Below are 17,636 nucleotides of genomic sequence, written 5' to 3' on the forward strand. Positions count from 1 at the left end.
TATTTACTACGATTGGTATTAGATAACGAACCAAATAAAAAAGCAGCGACTCGTCGCTGCTTTTTCTTTTCTGCTATATAGCATTCAATTGACTGGCTTAAGGCTAGTTAACAGCCGTCTCTTCTTCACCATATTCAAACGCTCGAATGACCTGTTTTACGCCAGAGATGTTACGAGCAACTTCTGTTGCGATATCGGCATGCTCTCGAGTCACGAGTCCAAGCAGGAATACTTCTGAATCCTCAGTAATCACTTTTACTTTGATGCCGTTAAGCTCAGCATTCGCAAGCAGAGCTGATTTCACTTTAGTGGTAATCCAGCTGTCTTTACTAATAGCACTTACAGACAAAGGTTCTTTCACTCGAACCTGATTGTGGATGCTCTCAACGCCAGCCACTTCTTTGGCTTGGTTTTCAAAAGCGCGACGTTCTGAATCTGTGGTTGCTTGTCCCATCAATACCACCGAACCTCGGTACGAGCTTGCGGTGACACGTACGTTGCCACGGAATGGTTGTTTATTGGTAATCGCTGCGACTTCAAATTCGATGTTGTTGTCGTTCCAAATCTCTTTGGTTGTTCGCGTATCCGTGACTAGGTTTGCAGTGGTTGCAGCACCAGCAATGAAAATGCCAGCACAACCAGACAGAGACAGTGTAAGTAGCGAAACACTAATCAGCTTAAACAGCCTCATAGAGGTTAATGATTTCATTGTGATGCTCCGTATATCACTCTTCGTGAGCAGGGAAGAGTACTTGATCGATTAGGTCACATAGGCAGTGTAGTGTCACCATGTGTACTTCATGAATGCGCGCTGTACGGTGTGAAGGGATACGAATCTCTACATCGTGTTCACCAAGCAAACCTGCCATCTCACCACCATCTTTACCGGTAAAGGCGATAATTGTCATGTCGCGAGTTACCGCCGCTTCCATTGCCTTGATGATGTTCTTGCTGTTACCACTAGTCGAGATAGCCAACAGGATATCGCCAGTTTGACCAAACGCACGTACCTGCTTAGAGAAGATCTCTTCATAGTGGTAGTCGTTAGCCACAGCCGTTAGCGTGGTGTTATCTGCTGTGAGTGCCATCGCTGGAAGGCTAGGGCGCTCTGTTTCAAATCGGTTGAGTAGGCACGATACAAATTGCTGAGCATTCGACGCCGAACCACCATTACCACAACAAAGAATTTTGTTTCCGTTAAGCAAGGTCGCAACCATTGCTTGAGCGGCATGCGTGATTGCGTCAGGCAGAGCTTCTGCAGCCGCAATTTGGATTTGAATACTTTCTGTGAAACTTTCTTTAATGCTGTCTAGCATGTTTATCCTTGGGTAATCGCGTTTTGAATCCAGTCGATAGTGTCATTCGGCCCTTCAATGGCAACAATATCAAACCTGAAATCTGTAGAGTGCACCGACAAGCCTTGCTGCATAAGCCAAACATTGGCTGTTTTGAGCAGTTTCTGTGACTTCTTGGCAGTCACCATTTCAGCGGCATGTCCGTAGCGGGTTTGCTTGCGGTATTTTACCTCAGCAAACACAACCGTATTGTTATGGCGCATTATAAGATCAATCTCGCCACATTTTGCTATGAAGTTTTCTTCTATTAACGATAAACCGTGGTTAATCAGATAAGATTTTGCCACGGCCTCGTATTTATCACCCACTTGTTTGTGGGTGATGGTTGGTTTGGATAGGAACTTTCGGCTAAAAAGCCCCATGCTCTGCCCAGCTGATTTCACGTTGAACCACACAGTTGTTATCGATGGTTAGCACACCCGTTTCACCTGGAATGCTGTAACCTTGCACGGCTTTCATCTGTGGCAGTGCATCCATTAGATAGTATGCATCCATTCCTAGTGCTTGCAGACGCTTTTGGCCGTTTGAGTGCGCAGGCCATAGGTCGTTGAGCTCTTTATTAAGCTCGTTTTTATTCTCAACTAATAGTGGGATATCGCTGTAGAACACACCGGTTAGGTCTTCATACTGCTTATCACCGCTGTTGCTGCGTGAGTTTGAGAACAGAGCGGGTTGGCTCGCATCTGGGTTAATTGCAACTTCAATGAAGGGTTTGATTAGTGTTAGCTCTGAGTTCTTAGCCACAATGTAGACAGAATCGATATCACGACGGCTGCGTGGCTCGGTTTCTAGGTCTAGGTTCAGTAATCCGTCCATTTGAGCGATACGCTGTTGGCTCTCTTGCAAGCCGAATACCTGATTCACATTACGTTGCAGTTGGCGTTTGTCAGAGAACAAGCTGATAGCAACATCGTTGCTGCTGTATTTTTTCCACTCTTCTTTAAACGCTTGCTCAACTCGCTCACCTAAACGTCCTCTTGGCGCAAGGATAAGCGGGTACTTGTAGCCTTGAGCAAATAGGTGCTTCGCTGCCTGAGCGACTTCTTGCTCTGGCGATAGAGCGAGATAACAAATGTTAGTATCTGGTTCTAGTTGCGTTGGAATGTTCAGAGCTAAAGCTGGAATCGAGTTCTCGTGGTTTTTCTGCGCTTGCTGAAGTTTAGTTATGTTGCTCTTAATCAGCGGGCCAACGATGAAATCAACGTTGTTCTCTTCCAGTGTCGCTTTAATCTCAGCGGCACTTTGCACGTTGGTATCCATTACCGTCAGCGTTGCATCTTCTTCGCGCTCTTTGTCATTCATCATCGCAAAGATGAAACCGTCACGCACAAGTTGTGCTTGCTTGCCGTACTTACCGGTTAGAGGCAGTAATAGTGCAGTGCTGGTTGGCTTGCTGATCTCTAGTGCCAAGACGTCAGTGATCGCCTGAGGTGTGTATGTCGCTGCTGGGTGCTGAGGATTCTCTGCTAGCCAATCCGACAAGGTTTCCTGCAGGTTTGGAAGGTTTGAGTTCAGCGTCTTCATGTAAATCGCCAGCTGTAACCAACCTGCGAGAACGTCTTCTGTAGGCGACGTCTTAAGCTCCAGAATCTCATATTGAGAGTAGCTATTTAGGTTCTGCCAAATACGGTCAGCAGCTTGTTGTTGGAGCTCGTCGTCAGCGTCTAGATATTCTGAATAAAGAACTAACTCACGGCTTGCTTCAAAATACTCGCTTTGCATTTCAGAAATGTTCGCGCGTAGCTCGTGATAATCTTTCCACTGCTCGTTCGGAAGTTTCCACCAAGGCTGGAAGTTCAGTTGGCTATAAGCTTGTTCAGGCTGCGAGTTATTCACCAACAGTTGAGCGCGAGCTAATTGCCATTCCGCTTGTTGCGTTTCGCTCAGCTCTTGTTTTGCTAAGCGTTTAATAAGCAGAGTTGCTTGATCGGTTTTTCCAACTTGCACAGAAGCCTTAAGCGCCATGATTAACCAGTCGTTTTGTAGACTTCCTTTGCTACTATCCGCCTGCATCATGTAACTTTCAGTTGATTGCGCTGGATCTAGTGTAATATCAACGCTCGTTGGTGCTTGAGGACCTGAAGAACAAGCCGCCAATGTAATTGCTAATGCAATTGGAGTTAGTAAGCGTGGTACACTGAGTCTCTTATGGTTCATCGTTGCCATGAGTTCTTTAAATTCCGTATAAATTTGTATCTATATTAATCGTTGAAGTGATGGTAAACAAATGACAGATAACAAAACCTTGCTCACAGAGAGCCCAACTCTCTACATTGTGCCAACCCCAATCGGAAATTTGGGAGATATCACTCAAAGAGCAATTGAAATTTTATCAAGTGTCGATGTTATTGCAGCCGAAGACACACGCCACACGGGTAAGCTGCTTGCTCACTTCAATATATCAACCAGAACGTTCGCTTTACATGATCATAATGAACAAACTAAAGCGCAAGTTCTAGTCGAAAGGTTATTAGAAGGTCAGTCTATCGCATTAGTCTCTGATGCGGGTACACCTTTAATCAGTGACCCAGGTTACCATCTTGTCTCACAATGTCGTCAAGCGGGTGTGAGAGTTGTGCCACTTCCTGGTGCTTGTGCTGTGATTACCGCGTTAAGTGCTTCTGGTTTACCGTCAGATCGTTTCAGTTTTGAGGGCTTCTTGCCACCAAAGAGCAAAGGTCGTAAAGACAAGTTCTTAGAGATCGCAAAGGCAGAGCGCACATGCATCTTCTATGAATCACCACACCGTATTTCAGATTCTCTACAAGATATGCTCGAGATTCTTGGCCCTGACCGTGAGGTTGTATTGGCGCGTGAGCTAACCAAAACCTTCGAAACCATCCAAGGGCTGCCACTTGGTGAGCTGATTGAGTGGATTGAAGAAGACGCTAACCGCAAACGTGGTGAGATGGTGCTGCTGATTCATGGTCACCGTGAAGAAGCGACCACAGAATTACCAGACGAAGCGACTCGCACGCTAGGTATTCTAACCAAAGAGCTACCCCTTAAAAAAGCGGCGGCGATGACGGCAGAAATCTACAATCTGAAAAAGAACGCTTTATATAAATGGGGCCTAGAGTATCTAGACAACTAGATACCTCTTTAAAGAGTAGCTAACCTGTATTGAAAAGCTTATGAGGAATGATGGTATTGCCGTCATTCCTCTTTTTTTGTCTGGATTGTGTGAAATTCACGCAGTTGCTTAGAGGTTTGCACCATATTTGTGATCTCGCTAGACACTGCACACGAATCTCTATACAATCCGCCTTCGGAGTTGAACGGGTAATCGCTGCTTTGCTGATGTCCTTCGGGAGACTGGTAGAGGGGAGGAACGTCCGGGCTCCATAGAGCAGGGTGCCAGATAACGTCTGGGGGGCGCGAGCCCACGACAAGTGCAGCAGAGAGAAGACCGCCGATGGCCTCATTTCTTCGGAAGAGGCACAGGTAAGGCTGAAAGGGTGCGGTAAGAGCGCACCGTGCGACTGGCAACAGTTCGTAGCAAGGTAAACTCCACCCGGAGCAAGATCAAATAGGCCCTCGCATTGCGCTGCTCGCGTATGGGGGCGGGTAGATTGCTTGAGCCTGTGAGCGATTGCAGGCCTAGACGAATGGTTACCACCGCGCAAGCGGAACAGAACCCGGCGTATGTGTCAACTCCACCTATATAAAGAACCCATCATTACTTAACCGTAGTGATGGGTTTTTTGCTTTATATTGACGTAAATTATTTAGATTTCCTTAAAATCTTTCACCCTGATATAAGCTTGGGTCAAAAATTCCAAATGCCTATACACAATATGGTGGAGATACAGCGTGAAATCAGTACACTAAAACGTTAATAGAACAAATTATTGCCGAACTAATGGCTCAATCCACTCACTGAGAAGACTATGACAGAAGCATTCAAACATATTTCAGTATTGCTTAACGAATCTATTGACGGACTTGCGATCAAACCTGACGGTACCTACATCGATGGTACTTTTGGCCGTGGTGGGCACAGCCGTACAATCCTGTCTAAACTGGGCGAGAATGGAAGACTCTTTAGTATCGACCGCGATCCACAAGCAATTGCTGAAGCGCAAAAGATTGATGACCCCCGTTTTACGATTATTCACGGCCCATTCTCAGGTATGGCTGAATATGCAGAGCGTTATGACTTAGTGGGTAAAGTGGATGGTGTTTTACTGGATTTAGGTGTGTCTTCACCACAGCTAGATGATGCTGAACGTGGCTTTAGCTTCATGAAAGACGGCCCGCTAGACATGCGTATGGATCCAACGACGGGTATTCCGGTTTCTCAGTGGCTAGTTGATGCGGATCTTGATGACATCACATGGGTTATCCGTGAGTTCGGTGAAGATAAACACGCTCGTCGTATCGCGAAGGGCATCATTGCTTATCAAGAGAACGAAGAGAACGAACCGTTAACACGTACTGGCCAATTGGCTAAGCTTATCTCTGATGTCGCTCCAAAGAACTTTAAAGAGAAAAAGCACCCAGCGACACGTGCTTTCCAAGCATTTCGTATCTACATTAATAGTGAACTTGAAGAGATCGATACCGCACTGAAAGGCGCTGCAAGTATTCTTGCTCCCCAAGGTCGTATCTCTGTTATCAGTTTTCACTCTCTTGAAGACCGTATGGTGAAGCGCTTCATCCGTAAAGAGAGTCAAGGCCCTCAGGTACCTCATGGTTTACCATTAACAGAAGATCAAATTAAAGCTTTAGGCAGTGCCGATCTAAAACCAATTGGTAAAGCGATCAAGCCTTCTAAAGGTGAAGTGGATGAAAATACTCGTTCACGCAGCTCAGTACTACGAATCGCAGAAAAGCTGTAGTCAATGAAGACCTCCAAGCCTAACTTAGCCAAGATAATATTTTTTGATTTGATCTCCGTGGGTAAGGTCCCATTGGTGATTCTTATCTGTATCTTTGCGAGTGCGATGGGGGTCGTTCTTACGACACATATGTCACGTCAGGCGATTACGCAAAAAGACATGGCATTAGTCGAACGAGAGCAGCTAGATGATGAGTGGCGAAATTTAATGCTTGAAGAGACAGCTTTGGCTGAACACAGTCGCGTTCAAGCATCGGCAAAACGAGAGTTAGACATGAAACGTCCAGACTCTGATAAAGAAGTTGTGATCACACTGAAATGACCGGTAAAAAGGAAAAATCACCCGCGAAAACCGTTAACAAATCAACGAAAAAGCGTGTGAAGAGCGAAAAGGATTCGGATCCAGTTCTGATAAAATGGCGTTTTAACGTCGTTATTGCTTTCGTGTTTCTTGCCTTTGCTGCACTTGTTGGTCGTGTGGCTTATATACAAATCATTGAACCAGATAACTTAATTCGTCAGGGCGACCTTCGTTCGGTGCGTGTTAAGGCTATTCCTTCTGCTCGTGGCATTATTTCTGATCGCAATGGTGAGCCACTTGCTGTCAGTGTTCCTGTTGAAGCGGTATGGGCTGACCCGAAAACCATTTTCGATAAAAATGGTATGGCTCAAATTGATCGTTGGTATGCGTTAGCTGATGTACTTGGCCTAGAACGACAACCGATGATCGATAAGATCTCTAGTAACAAATCCCGCCGATTTATTTATCTTCAGAGACAAGTTAGCCCTGCGATGGCTAAATATATCCGCGATCTTAAACTCGTGGGTGTGGGGCTTAAAGCTGAATCTCGTCGTTACTACCCTGCAGGTGAAATCAGTGCTCATCTTATTGGTGTAACCGGTATCGATGGTCATGGTCTTGAAGGTGTAGAGCGCAGTTATGATCAGTGGCTCACTGGTGAAGCGGGTAAACGTACCATTCGTAAAGATCGCTATGGACGCGTTGTCGAAAATATTGCCTTAGAAGAGCGTGAAGAAGGCAAGCCATTAGAATTAACCATCGACCAACGATTACAGGCCATTGCTTATCGAGCGATCAAGCAAGCGGTGGCCGATCATAAGGCGACTTCAGGCTCTGCGGTACTGCTCGATGTAAAAACAGGTGCCGTGTTAGCCATGGTCAATGCGCCATCTTACAACCCGAATAACCGTGCTGACCTACAAAGCTTTAAGATGCGAAACCGCGTATTAACCGACGCCATGGAACCTGGCTCTACCGTGAAACCTTTTGTGGTTTTAGCGGCGCTAGAGAACGGCACCGCAGACCCAGATGTCGTTATTGATACTGGCAACGGTATTATGCAGATCGGTGGTAGTCGTGTGCGAGATTCGTCTAAAGTGGGTAAGGCTGACTTAGCGTTGATCCTCAAAAAGTCGAGTAACATAGGTGTTGCGAAATTAGCGCTTAATATGCCACTCGAAGCCTTGCTTGGTATGTACAGCTCGGTTGGTCTAGGTGAGATGTCTGGGCTGAATTTGGTTGGTGAAACGAGCGGTATTTTCCCGAATCGCCGTCGCTGGTCAAAGTTTGAGATTGCGACCTTAGCGTTTGGTTATGGTTTGTCTGTTACACCGATGCAGTTAGCACATGCTTATGCGACGCTAGCCAACAAAGGCTTATATGAGCCAATTCATATTATTAAGAGCAACGACCAAGATTTTTCTAAGCAGATTATCAAGCGAGAAAACGCTGAACTGGTTTTGAACATGCTCGAAGGGGTGACTCAAAAAGGTGGAACGGCGACAAGAGCCGCCGTTCCGGGTTACCGCGTTGCAGCCAAAACGGGTACATCTCGTAAGGCAGAGGCTGGCGGATACAGTGATGAATACATTGCGATCACTGCAGGTTTTGCCCCGGTTAGTGACCCAAGAGTCGCGCTGGTTGTTGTGGTCAATGAGCCTCAAGGTGACCTTTACTATGGCGGTTCAGTTGCTGCCCCCGTTTTTTCTGAAATCATGAAGGGTGCATTGCAAATACTGAATGTCCCTGCTGATGAAAACAAGTTTCAAGAATAGAGCCAATCAGGATTCAATATGAGTAATAGCCTCACGCTGTCATCTTTACTTTCTCCTTGGAGTGACTTTAGTTCACCTGAGCTGGATGCGATTGCCGTTGAACAGTTGGAGTTGGATAGTCGTGCCATCAAAGACGGCGATATTTTTGTTGCTGTAGTTGGGCATGCTGTTGATGGCCGTCGTTTCATTGACAAAGCGGTCTCACAGGGAGCCAATGCCGTTATCGCACAAGCTGATGCTGAAAAGGCCCATGGTCTGATTGAGTGGTTGGATGCTGTTCCGGTTGTTTACATTAAAGACCTTAACTTGGTGTTATCTGAGTTGGCCGGTCGTGTTTACTCGTCTCAGGCGACTAAGCTGATTGGTGTTACCGGCACCAATGGCAAAACCACTATCACCCAATTGATTGCTCAGTGGCTAGATTTAGTCGGCCAACGCTCTGCGGTAATGGGCACCACGGGTAACGGTTTTCTAGACAACCTTAAAACGGCGGCGAATACGACCGGTAGTGCGATTGAAATACAACGTACGCTGAGTGAGTTGGCTGAAGAAAACGCTGTTTATACCGCGATGGAAATCTCGTCTCATGGTTTGGTTCAAGGCCGAGTTAAGGCATTGGATTTTGAGGCTGGTGTATTTACTAACTTGAGCCGTGACCACTTGGATTACCACGGCACGATGCAAGAGTACGCTCTGGCTAAGAAGAGCTTGTTTACTCAGCATAAGTGTAAGCACGCTGTGATTAATGTTGATGATGAAGTCGGTAAAGCTTGGATGGCTGATCTGTCCAATGCAGTAGCTGTGTCATTGCTTCCGTTATCGGGCTACCAGCAGTCAGTATGGGCATCGGATGTTGCTTATGCAGAGACGGGTATCAAACTCGCTTTTGATGGTAGCTGGGGGCAGGGACAACTGTCTGTTCCTTTAATTGGCCAGTTCAACGCATCAAATGTATTGGTTGCTTTCGCGACCCTACTTGTACTAGGCATCGACAAGCAAACCTTGATCGACACAGCACCTCAATTGCAACCTGTGATTGGCCGTATGGAATTGTTCCAAGTGCCGAACAAAGCGAAAGTGGTTGTCGACTACGCGCATACACCTGACGCATTAGAGAAAGCATTGGCAGCACTACGTGTACATTGCTCTGGAAAGCTATGGGCAATCTTTGGCTGCGGTGGTGATCGAGATACAGGCAAGCGCCCTATGATGGCGGTTACCGCAGAGCAGTTCGCCGATAACATTATTATTTCAGATGACAACCCTCGCAGTGAAGACCCGGCATTGATTGTTAAAGACATGCTGGCAGGTTTAAGTGAGCCTGAAGTCGCCTTTGTTGAACACGATCGCTTTCAGGCGGTTAAGTTTGCTCTAGAGCAGGCGGGTAATAACGACATTATTCTTCTGGCAGGTAAAGGCCATGAGGATTACCAAGTATTGAAAGACAAAACGATCCACTATTCGGATCGAGAGTCAGCACTACAACTTTTAGGTATTTCATAATGATTGATGTATCACTCGAGCAGATCTGCTCAGCGGTGTACGGTCAGCTGATAGAGGCTGGCAAATCGAGCAATAGTTTGATCAATGCGGTTTCTACCGATACTCGCACCGTTGAAGAAGGTGCACTGTTTGTTGCTCTTGTAGGTGAACGTTTTGATGCGCATGATTTTTGTGGTCAGGCTGTTGAGGCCAATGCGAGTGCGTTATTAGTTCAACGAAAACTTGACCTAAATATTACTCAAGTTGTTGTTGAAGACACTAAACTTGCTTTAGGTCAGCTAAGTGCTTGGATCCACAAACAATGTAACGTGCCAACCATGGCGATAACAGGAAGCTGTGGCAAAACGACCGTCAAAGAGATGGTCGCGAGTATTCTACAACAACGTGGCAAAGTGCTGTTTACAGCGGGTAACTTCAATAATGATATTGGAGTACCACTAACCTTGCTGCGCAGTGAACCCAATGACGACTATGCCGTGATAGAACTGGGCGCGAACCACATTGGTGAAATTGCCTATACCACGCAGCTTGTGAAACCACAGGTGGCCTTAGTGAATAACGTTGCTGCCGCGCATCTAGAGGGCTTTGGCTCAATTGATGGTGTTAAACAAGCGAAAGGCGAAATTTTTCAGGGGCTTGCTGCTGGTGATACTGCTATTGTTAACCTAGAGAGCAATGGTGGTGACTTCTGGAAAGATGTGCTTGCAGACAAAAACGTACTGACCTTTTCTGAAAGTGATGACACGGCGGATTACTTTTCGACGAATATTCGCATCAACGAGCAGGGTGAAGCTTGCTTTGATATGCAGACCCCGCAAGGCGCTATCGATGTCGAACTTGGCATTATTGGTCAGCACAATGTAGCCAACGCATTAGCCGCAGCAGCACTGAGCATTCAATTCGGTGCCACGCTTGCAGAAATTAAAAGCGGTTTAGCGAATCTTATCTCAGTTAAAGGCCGAGTTGAGGTTCAACAATTAAGTCAGAATATCAAGCTGATAGATGACAGTTACAACGCCAGTGTACCGGCAATGAAGGCTGCAGCTAAATTGTTGTCGAGCTTCAAAGGTCAGCGTTGGTTGATTTTAGGCAATATGGCTGAGCTAGGCGATGAAAGCCTTGCACTTCACCGTCAAGTCGGTGAATATGCTGCCCCATTCGCTTTTGAGCATGTACTCACTTACGGTGATGATACCAAGGTGATTAGTGAAGTGTGTAACGGCACTCACTTTGCAACGCATGAAGCGATGATCGCGCACATAGAGCAGCACTTGAGCTTGCCAGAAAACGCGCCACATACCTTGTTGGTAAAAGGCGCCAATAGTGCAGGAATGAGTAAAATAGCCGCTGCTTTAAAGGAGAACTTTTCATGATAATTTGGCTTGCAGAGCTACTACAGCCACACTTTTCTTTTTTCCGTTTGTTCGAATACTTATCGTTTCGTGCAATCGCGAGCATTTTGACGGCTTTATGTCTGTCGCTGTGGATGGGACCTCGTTTAATTGAGCGTCTGCAAATGCTGCAAATTGGCCAAGTTGTTCGTAATGACGGCCCAGAATCTCACTTCAGTAAGCGTGGTACACCAACCATGGGTGGTGTGATGATCCTTGCTGCGATCATCATTACGGTCTTACTTTGGGCTGACTTATCAAACCCTTATGTTTGGGCCGTACTTGTCGTGCTAGGCGGTTACGGTGCAGTTGGTTTTGTTGATGATTATCGTAAAGTCGTTCGTAAGAACACTGATGGCTTGATTGCGCGTTGGAAGTACTTCTGGCAATCGGCTATTGCATTGGTTGTGGCGTTTGCTCTGTATGCTCATGGGCAAGACACTGCTGCGACACAATTAGTGGTGCCTTTCTTTAAAGGTGTGATGCCACAACTTGGTTTACTGTACATTGTTCTAACTTACTTTGTTATTGTGGGTACCAGTAACGCGGTAAACCTAACTGATGGCCTAGATGGCTTGGCGATTATGCCAACGGTTATGGTTGCTGCGGGTTTTGCTGTTATCGCTTGGGCGACAGGTAACGTTAACTTTGCAGCATACCTACACATTCCATACATCCCATACACCTCTGAACTGGTGGTGGTATGTACTGCTATCGTTGGTGCAGGCCTTGGCTTCCTATGGTTTAACACTTACCCAGCACAAGTATTCATGGGCGATGTTGGCTCTCTAGCACTGGGTGGTGCGTTAGGTGTGATTGCGGTACTCGTTCGTCAAGAGTTGGTACTAGTGATCATGGGTGGTGTGTTTGTAATGGAGACTCTGTCAGTGATTCTGCAGGTGGGCTCTTACAAATTGCGTGGTCAGCGTATTTTCCGCATGGCACCGATTCACCACCACTATGAACTTAAAGGTTGGCCAGAGCCGCGTGTTATCGTGCGTTTTTGGATAATCTCAATGGTATTAGTACTGGTTGGCCTAGCGACACTGAAAGTTCGTTAATCCTGTATGAGCCTCTGAATAGGGGCTCTTTAAAACTATTAAGAGCATCTTGTTTAAATGGAACGTTGGCAAAATATTCAAAATGTAGTGGTTGTGGGGCTCGGTATTACCGGGCTCTCTGTCGTTAAACATCTCGTAAAATATCAGCCCCATACTTGCGTAAAGGTAATTGATACGCGAGAGCTACCACCAGGAAAGGAATCTTTGCCTGAGTCGGTTGAGCTGCATTCTGGAAGCTGGAATAGCCAATGGCTAGCTGAGGCTGATCTGGTGGTTGCTAACCCAGGCATTGCTTTAGCGACACCTGAAATTCAAGATGTGCTTCAAGCGGGTACGCCTGTCGTTGGCGACATCGAGCTGTTTGGTTGGGCTGTAGATAAGCCTGTTGTGGCGATTACTGGTTCAAACGGTAAGAGTACCGTGACTGATCTGACTGGTGTGCTTGCTAAGGCTGCTGGGCTTAATGTTGGCGTTGGCGGCAATATTGGCATTCCTGCCCTAGACCTTCTAGAACTTGATGCGGATTTATATGTCCTTGAACTTTCAAGTTTTCAGTTAGAAACTACATCGAATTTAAAACTTGCCGCTGCGGCATTCTTAAATCTGTCTGAAGATCATATGGATCGCTATCAAGGCATGGCTGATTACCGTGAGGCCAAGTTAAGAATCTTTAATAACGCGCAGTGTGCGACTGTTAATCGTGAAGACAAAGAGACTTACCCTGACCAGACAATGCCATTGTTGACTTTTGGCCTAGATAACCAAGAGTTTGGTGTATCAACGATTGATAGTACTGAGTGGTTGGTCGATCACGGTAAACCTGTCCTTGCTACCCAAGATTTAACATTGGTTGGACGTCACAATGTGGCGAATGCGTTAGTCTCACTTGCACTATTGAAGCAAGTTGGTATCGACTACAGCAAAAGTCTTGATGCTTTGAAGGCCTATAACGGTTTGACGCATCGTTGCCAAGTCGTGGCTGACAAGCGCGAAATCAAATGGGTTAATGACTCCAAAGCAACGAATGTAGCCAGCACATTGGCAGCCCTGTCTGGGTTGGAGTATCAAGGTACGTTATATCTTTTGGTTGGCGGCGTTGGTAAAGGTGCTGACTTTAGTGAGCTTGAACCAGTATTGGCGCAACTTGAGCGTGTTCAGCTGTGTTGTTTCGGTGAAGATGCAGATCAATTCATGCCTCTGCACCCATCGGCACAAAAGTTCGATACCATGCAGCAGATAATCGAATCTATCTCGCCACAGCTGGTGGCTGGAGATATGGTGATGCTGTCTCCGGCGTGCGCAAGCTTCGATCAATTTAATAATTTCATGGCAAGAGGTGATGCGTTCACTGAGCTTGCTCATGAGTATGCTTAACGTGTTGAAGGACTAACATTCAGTGCAAAGAGTCAAAGAGATTAATCAATCCATCTGGCAGTGGCTAAACCGTGCTACTCCCGAGGCGCTTTACGATCGTCAATTGGTGTGGATTGCTCTTGGGCTAATGCTGACAGGTTTGGTGATGGTGACGTCTGCTTCGTTCCCCATCAGTGCTCGTTTAACCGATCAGCCGTTTCACTTTATGTTCCGTCATGCCATCTTCCTTGTATTGGCGTTAGGTGTCTCTAGCGTCATATTGCAAATCCCGATGCAACGCTGGTTTCAATACAGTATGTATCTACTGGGCTTGTCCTTCTTCTTGCTGATTGTGGTATTAGCCGTCGGTAAGTCGGTTAACGGCGCATCGCGTTGGATCCCATTAGGGCTATTTAACTTACAACCCGCTGAAGTCGCCAAGTTATCGCTGTTTATCTTTATGGCGGGCTACTTGGTTCGGAAGCAAGATGAAGTGAGAAAAACCTTCTTCGGTGGTTTTGGTAAACCGATCATGGTATTCGGCGCTTTTGCCGTGCTGCTGCTAGGCCAGCCCGATTTAGGTACTGTGGTCGTAATGCTAGTGACCCTGTTCGGCATGCTATTCATTGCTGGTGCCAAGCTTTCACAGTTTATCGCCTTGATGGTGGCAGGTATTGCCGCGGTCGTCGGTTTGATTGTTATAGAACCTTATCGTGTTCGACGTGTTACCTCATTCTGGGAACCTTGGAACGACCCGTTCGGCAGTGGTTACCAGTTAACTCAGTCATTGATGGCGTTTGGCCGTGGTGATTGGATGGGGCAAGGGCTTGGTAACTCGATTCAAAAACTCGAATACTTACCAGAAGCGCATACCGATTTTGTATTTGCTGTGTTGGCTGAAGAGCTTGGCTTTGTCGGTGTTACCTTAGTATTAATGTTGATCTTCAGCTTGGTGTTAAAAGCCATTCTGATAGGTAAAAAAGCCTTTGAACACGATCAAGTGTTCAGCGGCTATCTGGCTTTTGGTATTGGTATTTGGTTTGCGTTTCAGACGCTTGTTAACGTAGGTGCTGCATCTGGCATCGTTCCGACCAAAGGTCTAACCCTACCGCTAATCAGTTATGGTGGTTCGAGTTTAATTGTTATGTCTGTGGCGGTATCAATGCTGCTGCGCATTGACCACGAATGCCGAATGCAACAAAAAGAACAAGCTGATAGTCAAAACGAATTAGTAGAATAAGAATCTAACGTGATGAAACAAAACAAAAAACTTTTAGTGATGGCTGGTGGTACTGGCGGTCACGTTTTCCCAGGGTTAGCAGTAGCGAAAAAGCTTCAGCAACAAGGTTGGGAAATTCGCTGGTTAGGCACAGCAGACAGAATGGAAGCGGATTTAGTGCCAAAGCATGGCATTGAAATCGACTTCATCAAAGTGAAAGGCCTGCGTGGTCAAGGCATTAGCAAGTTAATTAAAGCGCCGTTCCAGATTATTAATGCCATACTTCAAGCAAGGCAACACATCAAAGCATGGCAGCCTGATGTGGTACTTGGTATGGGTGGCTACGTGAGTGGCCCGGGTGGTATCGCGGCATGGTTGTCTGGCATTCCAGTGGTTCTCCATGAACAAAATGCAGTGGCAGGTTTAACCAACCAATGGCTGTCTAAGATTGCTAAAAAGGTTTTCCAAGCTTTCCCTGGTGCGTTTCCTACTGCAGAAGTGGTGGGTAACCCAGTACGCGAAGATGTGGTTGCCTTAGCTGAACCCGAGCAACGCATGGCTGAGCGTGATGGTGACATCCGCATCTTGGTTATGGGCGGCAGTCAGGGCGCAAAAATCCTAAACGATACCTTGCCAGTAACGATGGCGCAGCTTGGTGAAGGCTTCACTGTGATGCACCAAGCGGGTAAGAACAATCAACAACAAGTTATTGAGCAATACAAATCACATTCTGTTGGTAATGTTCAAGTGACTGAATTTATTGATGATGTGGCGCAAGCTTATGAGTGGGCAGATCTATTAGTGTGTCGCTCAGGTGCATTAACCGTATCAGAAGTGTCTGCGGCAGGTGTCGGTTCTATCTTCGTTCCGTTTATGCACAAAGACAGACAACAAGCGTTGAATGCCGACCATTTAGTTGAATGTGGCGCAGCGTTAATGATTGAACAGCCTCAACTAACGGCTGATAAGCTAGCGAACACTATCGCGCAGCTTGATAGAAATGAATTAAAAATGATGGCAACAAAAGCTCGTCAAGCCGCCAAGCTTGATGCTGATGTGACCGTCGCTGAAGCGATTAAAGCTTTAGCAAAATAATGAGATTGAATTGATGACGATTGAACATACCCAAGACTTAGCGCAAATCCGTGCAATGGTGCCAGAGATGCGCCGTGTTAAATCTATCCACTTCATTGGTATTGGTGGTGCCGGAATGAGCGGGATTGCTGAAGTCTTGCTAAATGAAGGCTACCAGATCACGGGTTCTGATATTGCTCAAAACCCAGTGACTGATCGTTTAGTTAGCAAGGGTGCGACCGTTTATATCGGTCACCAAGCGAGTAACGTTGCCGACGCAAGTGTGGTGGTTGTTTCAACCGCTATCAACGAAGAAAACCCAGAAATTATTGCAGCTCGTGAAGCGCGCACACCGATCGTTCGTCGTGCAGAAATGCTGGCTGAGCTGATGCGTTTTCGTCACGGTATTGCTGTGGCAGGTACGCACGGTAAAACAACCACGACTGCGCTAGTGACACAGATTTACTCGGAAGCCGGCCTAGATCCAACCTTCGTAAACGGTGGTTTGGTGAAAAGTGCAGGCACAAACGCACGTTTAGGTTCAAGCCGTATCCTTATCGCTGAAGCTGATGAAAGTGATGCGTCATTCTTACATCTGCAACCTATGGTTAGTATCGTGACAAACATTGAAGCGGATCATATGGATACCTATGGCGGCGATTTCGAAACGCTAAAGCAGACATTTATCGATTTCCTACACAACCTGCCGTTCTACGGCCAGGCTGTGATGTGTGTAGATGATCCTGTTGTACGTGAACTTATCCCTCAGGTGAGCCGCCAAGTGATTACTTACGGCTTCTCTGAAGACGCAGATATTCGTATTAAAAACTACGTACAAGAAGGTCAACAAGGCAAGTTTACGGTTGTACGTGAAGGTAAAGCTAACTTAGATATCACGTTGAACATTCCAGGTCGCCACAACGCATTGAATGCATCGGCTGCGATTGCTGTTGCAACAGAAGATGACATCAGCGATGAAGCGATTCTCAAAGCGATGGCGGGAACGGAAGGCACGGGTCGCCGTTTCGATCACCTAGGTGAGTATGAAACAGGTAAAGGCGTTGCAATGCTGGTCGATGATTACGGTCATCACCCAACCGAAGTTGATGTGACGATTCAAGCTGCTCGTAGTGGCTGGACTGATAAACGTCTTGTTATGATCTTCCAACCGCACCGTTATAGCCGTACTCGCGATCTGTATGATGATTTCGCGAACGTTCTTGAGCAGGTTGATGTCCTAATTCTGTTAGATGTTTATTCTGCAGGTGAGAAACCTATTGCAGGGGCTGACGGACGTTCATTAAGTCGAACTATTCGTGGGCGTGGTAAGATAGACCCAATCTTTGTTGCCGATATCAACGCACTGCCATCGGCTTTAGCCAACGTAATTCAAGGCGGTGACCTTGTTTTAACGCAGGGTGCAGGCGATGTTGGTCGAGTAGCGAAGCAGTTGGAATCGTTACAGTTAGACATTAATAAAATGCAGAACGCGTAACAGAATACTGTCTACAGACTGTGGTCAATCGCTCACTTCTTGCGATTGACCTAAAATTGACCAAAAATCTTATTATCAACGTTTGATAGTTTGATTTTGCTCAGTATAATTCATAGGTTAAAGTAAGTGCTTTTACCTCTATTACGAAGATAGGGAATAGAATTGCGAACCAACGACAGGGAATGCGGGCTTTGGTAGAAAGTACTTTTAGCGAAAACCGCCACCTATTCAGTTTACCGTCGCTCAAGAAACACGCCTTAGGCGGGTCT

General features: G+C 46.4%; 15 protein-coding genes and 1 other RNA gene. 12 read left to right on the forward strand and 4 right to left on the reverse strand.

The features are described 5' to 3' along the window. Positions 1-103: 103 nt before the first annotated feature. Genes AB4623_RS10710 through AB4623_RS10725 form a run of 4 tightly spaced genes read right to left on the reverse strand, consistent with a single transcriptional unit; the run spans position 104 to position 3,521 of the window. Complete coding sequence (locus AB4623_RS10710; protein WP_017059276.1) at positions 104-709, reverse strand: BON domain-containing protein; 606 nt, start codon at positions 707-709, stop codon at positions 104-106. Positions 710-725: 16 nt separating this feature from the next. Beyond that, positions 726-1,316, reverse strand: a complete 591-nt coding sequence (locus tag AB4623_RS10715; RefSeq protein ID WP_004729817.1) for a phosphoheptose isomerase — start codon at positions 1,314-1,316, stop codon at positions 726-728. Between the two features lie 2 nt (positions 1,317-1,318). Next, positions 1,319-1,717: a YraN family protein gene (locus AB4623_RS10720; RefSeq protein ID WP_017059277.1), complete on the reverse strand. Its 399-nt coding sequence runs from the start codon at positions 1,715-1,717 to the stop codon at positions 1,319-1,321. Continuing rightward, positions 1,704-3,521 carry a penicillin-binding protein activator gene (locus tag AB4623_RS10725; protein ID WP_136982230.1) on the reverse strand — a complete coding sequence of 606 codons (1,818 nt, stop codon included), beginning with the start codon at positions 3,519-3,521 and terminating at the stop codon, positions 1,704-1,706. The genes AB4623_RS10720 and AB4623_RS10725 overlap by 14 nt, the downstream gene beginning before the upstream one ends. A gap of 61 nt (positions 3,522-3,582) precedes the next feature. On the opposite strand from AB4623_RS10725, the gene rsmI reads away from it, so the two are divergent. The 12 genes from rsmI (at position 3,583) to murC (ending at position 17,367) form a co-directional block, all read left to right on the forward strand. Continuing rightward, a complete protein-coding gene (gene rsmI, locus AB4623_RS10730) occupies positions 3,583-4,449 on the forward strand; it encodes a 16S rRNA (cytidine(1402)-2'-O)-methyltransferase (protein ID WP_372146368.1) in 867 nt (288 codons plus the stop codon). 176 nt (positions 4,450-4,625) lie between these two features. Then, positions 4,626-5,017: RNase P RNA component class A (rnpB, locus tag AB4623_RS10735), an RNA gene on the forward strand. Positions 5,018-5,245: 228 nt separating this feature from the next. Next, positions 5,246-6,196, forward strand: coding sequence for a 16S rRNA (cytosine(1402)-N(4))-methyltransferase RsmH (gene rsmH, locus AB4623_RS10740; protein WP_010434714.1), 951 nt, complete (start codon positions 5,246-5,248; stop codon positions 6,194-6,196). Positions 6,197-6,199: 3 nt separating this feature from the next. Further along, positions 6,200-6,517: a cell division protein FtsL gene (gene ftsL / locus AB4623_RS10745; RefSeq protein WP_010434716.1), complete on the forward strand. Its 318-nt coding sequence runs from the start codon at positions 6,200-6,202 to the stop codon at positions 6,515-6,517. Further along, on the forward strand, positions 6,514-8,271 hold the full coding sequence (locus AB4623_RS10750; RefSeq protein WP_372146370.1) for a penicillin-binding transpeptidase domain-containing protein: 1,758 nt from the start codon (positions 6,514-6,516) through the stop codon (positions 8,269-8,271). The genes ftsL and AB4623_RS10750 overlap by 4 nt, the downstream gene beginning before the upstream one ends. 18 nt (positions 8,272-8,289) lie before the next feature. Next, positions 8,290-9,774 carry a UDP-N-acetylmuramoyl-L-alanyl-D-glutamate--2,6-diaminopimelate ligase gene (gene murE, locus AB4623_RS10755; protein WP_102332770.1) on the forward strand — a complete coding sequence of 495 codons (1,485 nt, stop codon included), beginning with the start codon at positions 8,290-8,292 and terminating at the stop codon, positions 9,772-9,774. Beyond that, the gene (murF, locus tag AB4623_RS10760; RefSeq protein ID WP_017070828.1) at positions 9,774-11,147 is read left to right on the forward strand and encodes a UDP-N-acetylmuramoyl-tripeptide--D-alanyl-D-alanine ligase; all 1,374 of its coding nucleotides are present in this window, start codon (positions 9,774-9,776) and stop codon (positions 11,145-11,147) included. The genes murE and murF overlap by 1 nt, the downstream gene beginning before the upstream one ends. Beyond that, positions 11,144-12,226, forward strand: coding sequence for a phospho-N-acetylmuramoyl-pentapeptide-transferase (gene mraY, locus AB4623_RS10765; protein WP_372146372.1), 1,083 nt, complete (start codon positions 11,144-11,146; stop codon positions 12,224-12,226). The genes murF and mraY overlap by 4 nt, the downstream gene beginning before the upstream one ends. A 57-nt stretch (positions 12,227-12,283) precedes the next feature. Next, positions 12,284-13,600, forward strand: a complete 1,317-nt coding sequence (gene murD, locus AB4623_RS10770) for a UDP-N-acetylmuramoyl-L-alanine--D-glutamate ligase (protein WP_065584710.1) — start codon at positions 12,284-12,286, stop codon at positions 13,598-13,600. Positions 13,601-13,622: 22 nt separating this feature from the next. Continuing rightward, a complete protein-coding gene (gene ftsW, locus AB4623_RS10775) occupies positions 13,623-14,819 on the forward strand; it encodes a cell division protein FtsW (RefSeq protein ID WP_065584711.1) in 1,197 nt (398 codons plus the stop codon). Between the two features lie 12 nt (positions 14,820-14,831). After that, complete coding sequence (murG, locus tag AB4623_RS10780; RefSeq protein ID WP_017062898.1) at positions 14,832-15,893, forward strand: undecaprenyldiphospho-muramoylpentapeptide beta-N-acetylglucosaminyltransferase; 1,062 nt, start codon at positions 14,832-14,834, stop codon at positions 15,891-15,893. Positions 15,894-15,906: 13 nt separating this feature from the next. After that, positions 15,907-17,367, forward strand: a complete 1,461-nt coding sequence (murC, locus tag AB4623_RS10785; protein WP_065584712.1) for a UDP-N-acetylmuramate--L-alanine ligase — start codon at positions 15,907-15,909, stop codon at positions 17,365-17,367. Positions 17,368-17,636: the final 269 nt, after the last annotated feature.

This window comes from Vibrio sp. 10N.222.52.C12 (genome assembly GCF_041474215.1).
Lineage (GTDB): Bacteria > Pseudomonadota > Gammaproteobacteria > Enterobacterales > Vibrionaceae > Vibrio > Vibrio crassostreae_C.

Excerpts from the sequence above, each read along its gene's own strand:
- AB4623_RS10710 (WP_017059276.1), bottom strand. The coding sequence starts at position 709 with ATGAAATCATTAACCTCTATGAGGCTGTTTAAGCTGATTAGTGTTTCG.
- murC (WP_065584712.1), top strand. The coding sequence starts at position 15,907 with ATGACGATTGAACATACCCAAGACTTAGCGCAAATCCGTGCAATGGTG.
- rsmI (WP_372146368.1), top strand. The coding sequence starts at position 3,583 with ATGACAGATAACAAAACCTTGCTCACAGAGAGCCCAACTCTCTACATT.
- murD (WP_065584710.1), top strand. The coding sequence starts at position 12,284 with ATGGAACGTTGGCAAAATATTCAAAATGTAGTGGTTGTGGGGCTCGGT.
- rsmH (WP_010434714.1), top strand. The coding sequence starts at position 5,246 with ATGACAGAAGCATTCAAACATATTTCAGTATTGCTTAACGAATCTATT.
- AB4623_RS10715 (WP_004729817.1), bottom strand. The coding sequence starts at position 1,316 with ATGCTAGACAGCATTAAAGAAAGTTTCACAGAAAGTATTCAAATCCAA.
- murG (WP_017062898.1), top strand. The coding sequence starts at position 14,832 with ATGAAACAAAACAAAAAACTTTTAGTGATGGCTGGTGGTACTGGCGGT.
- AB4623_RS10750 (WP_372146370.1), top strand. The coding sequence starts at position 6,514 with ATGACCGGTAAAAAGGAAAAATCACCCGCGAAAACCGTTAACAAATCA.
- AB4623_RS10725 (WP_136982230.1), bottom strand. The coding sequence starts at position 3,521 with ATGGCAACGATGAACCATAAGAGACTCAGTGTACCACGCTTACTAACT.
- AB4623_RS10720 (WP_017059277.1), bottom strand. The coding sequence starts at position 1,717 with ATGGGGCTTTTTAGCCGAAAGTTCCTATCCAAACCAACCATCACCCAC.
- murF (WP_017070828.1), top strand. The coding sequence starts at position 9,774 with ATGATTGATGTATCACTCGAGCAGATCTGCTCAGCGGTGTACGGTCAG.
- mraY (WP_372146372.1), top strand. The coding sequence starts at position 11,144 with ATGATAATTTGGCTTGCAGAGCTACTACAGCCACACTTTTCTTTTTTC.
- ftsL (WP_010434716.1), top strand. The coding sequence starts at position 6,200 with ATGAAGACCTCCAAGCCTAACTTAGCCAAGATAATATTTTTTGATTTG.
- murE (WP_102332770.1), top strand. The coding sequence starts at position 8,290 with ATGAGTAATAGCCTCACGCTGTCATCTTTACTTTCTCCTTGGAGTGAC.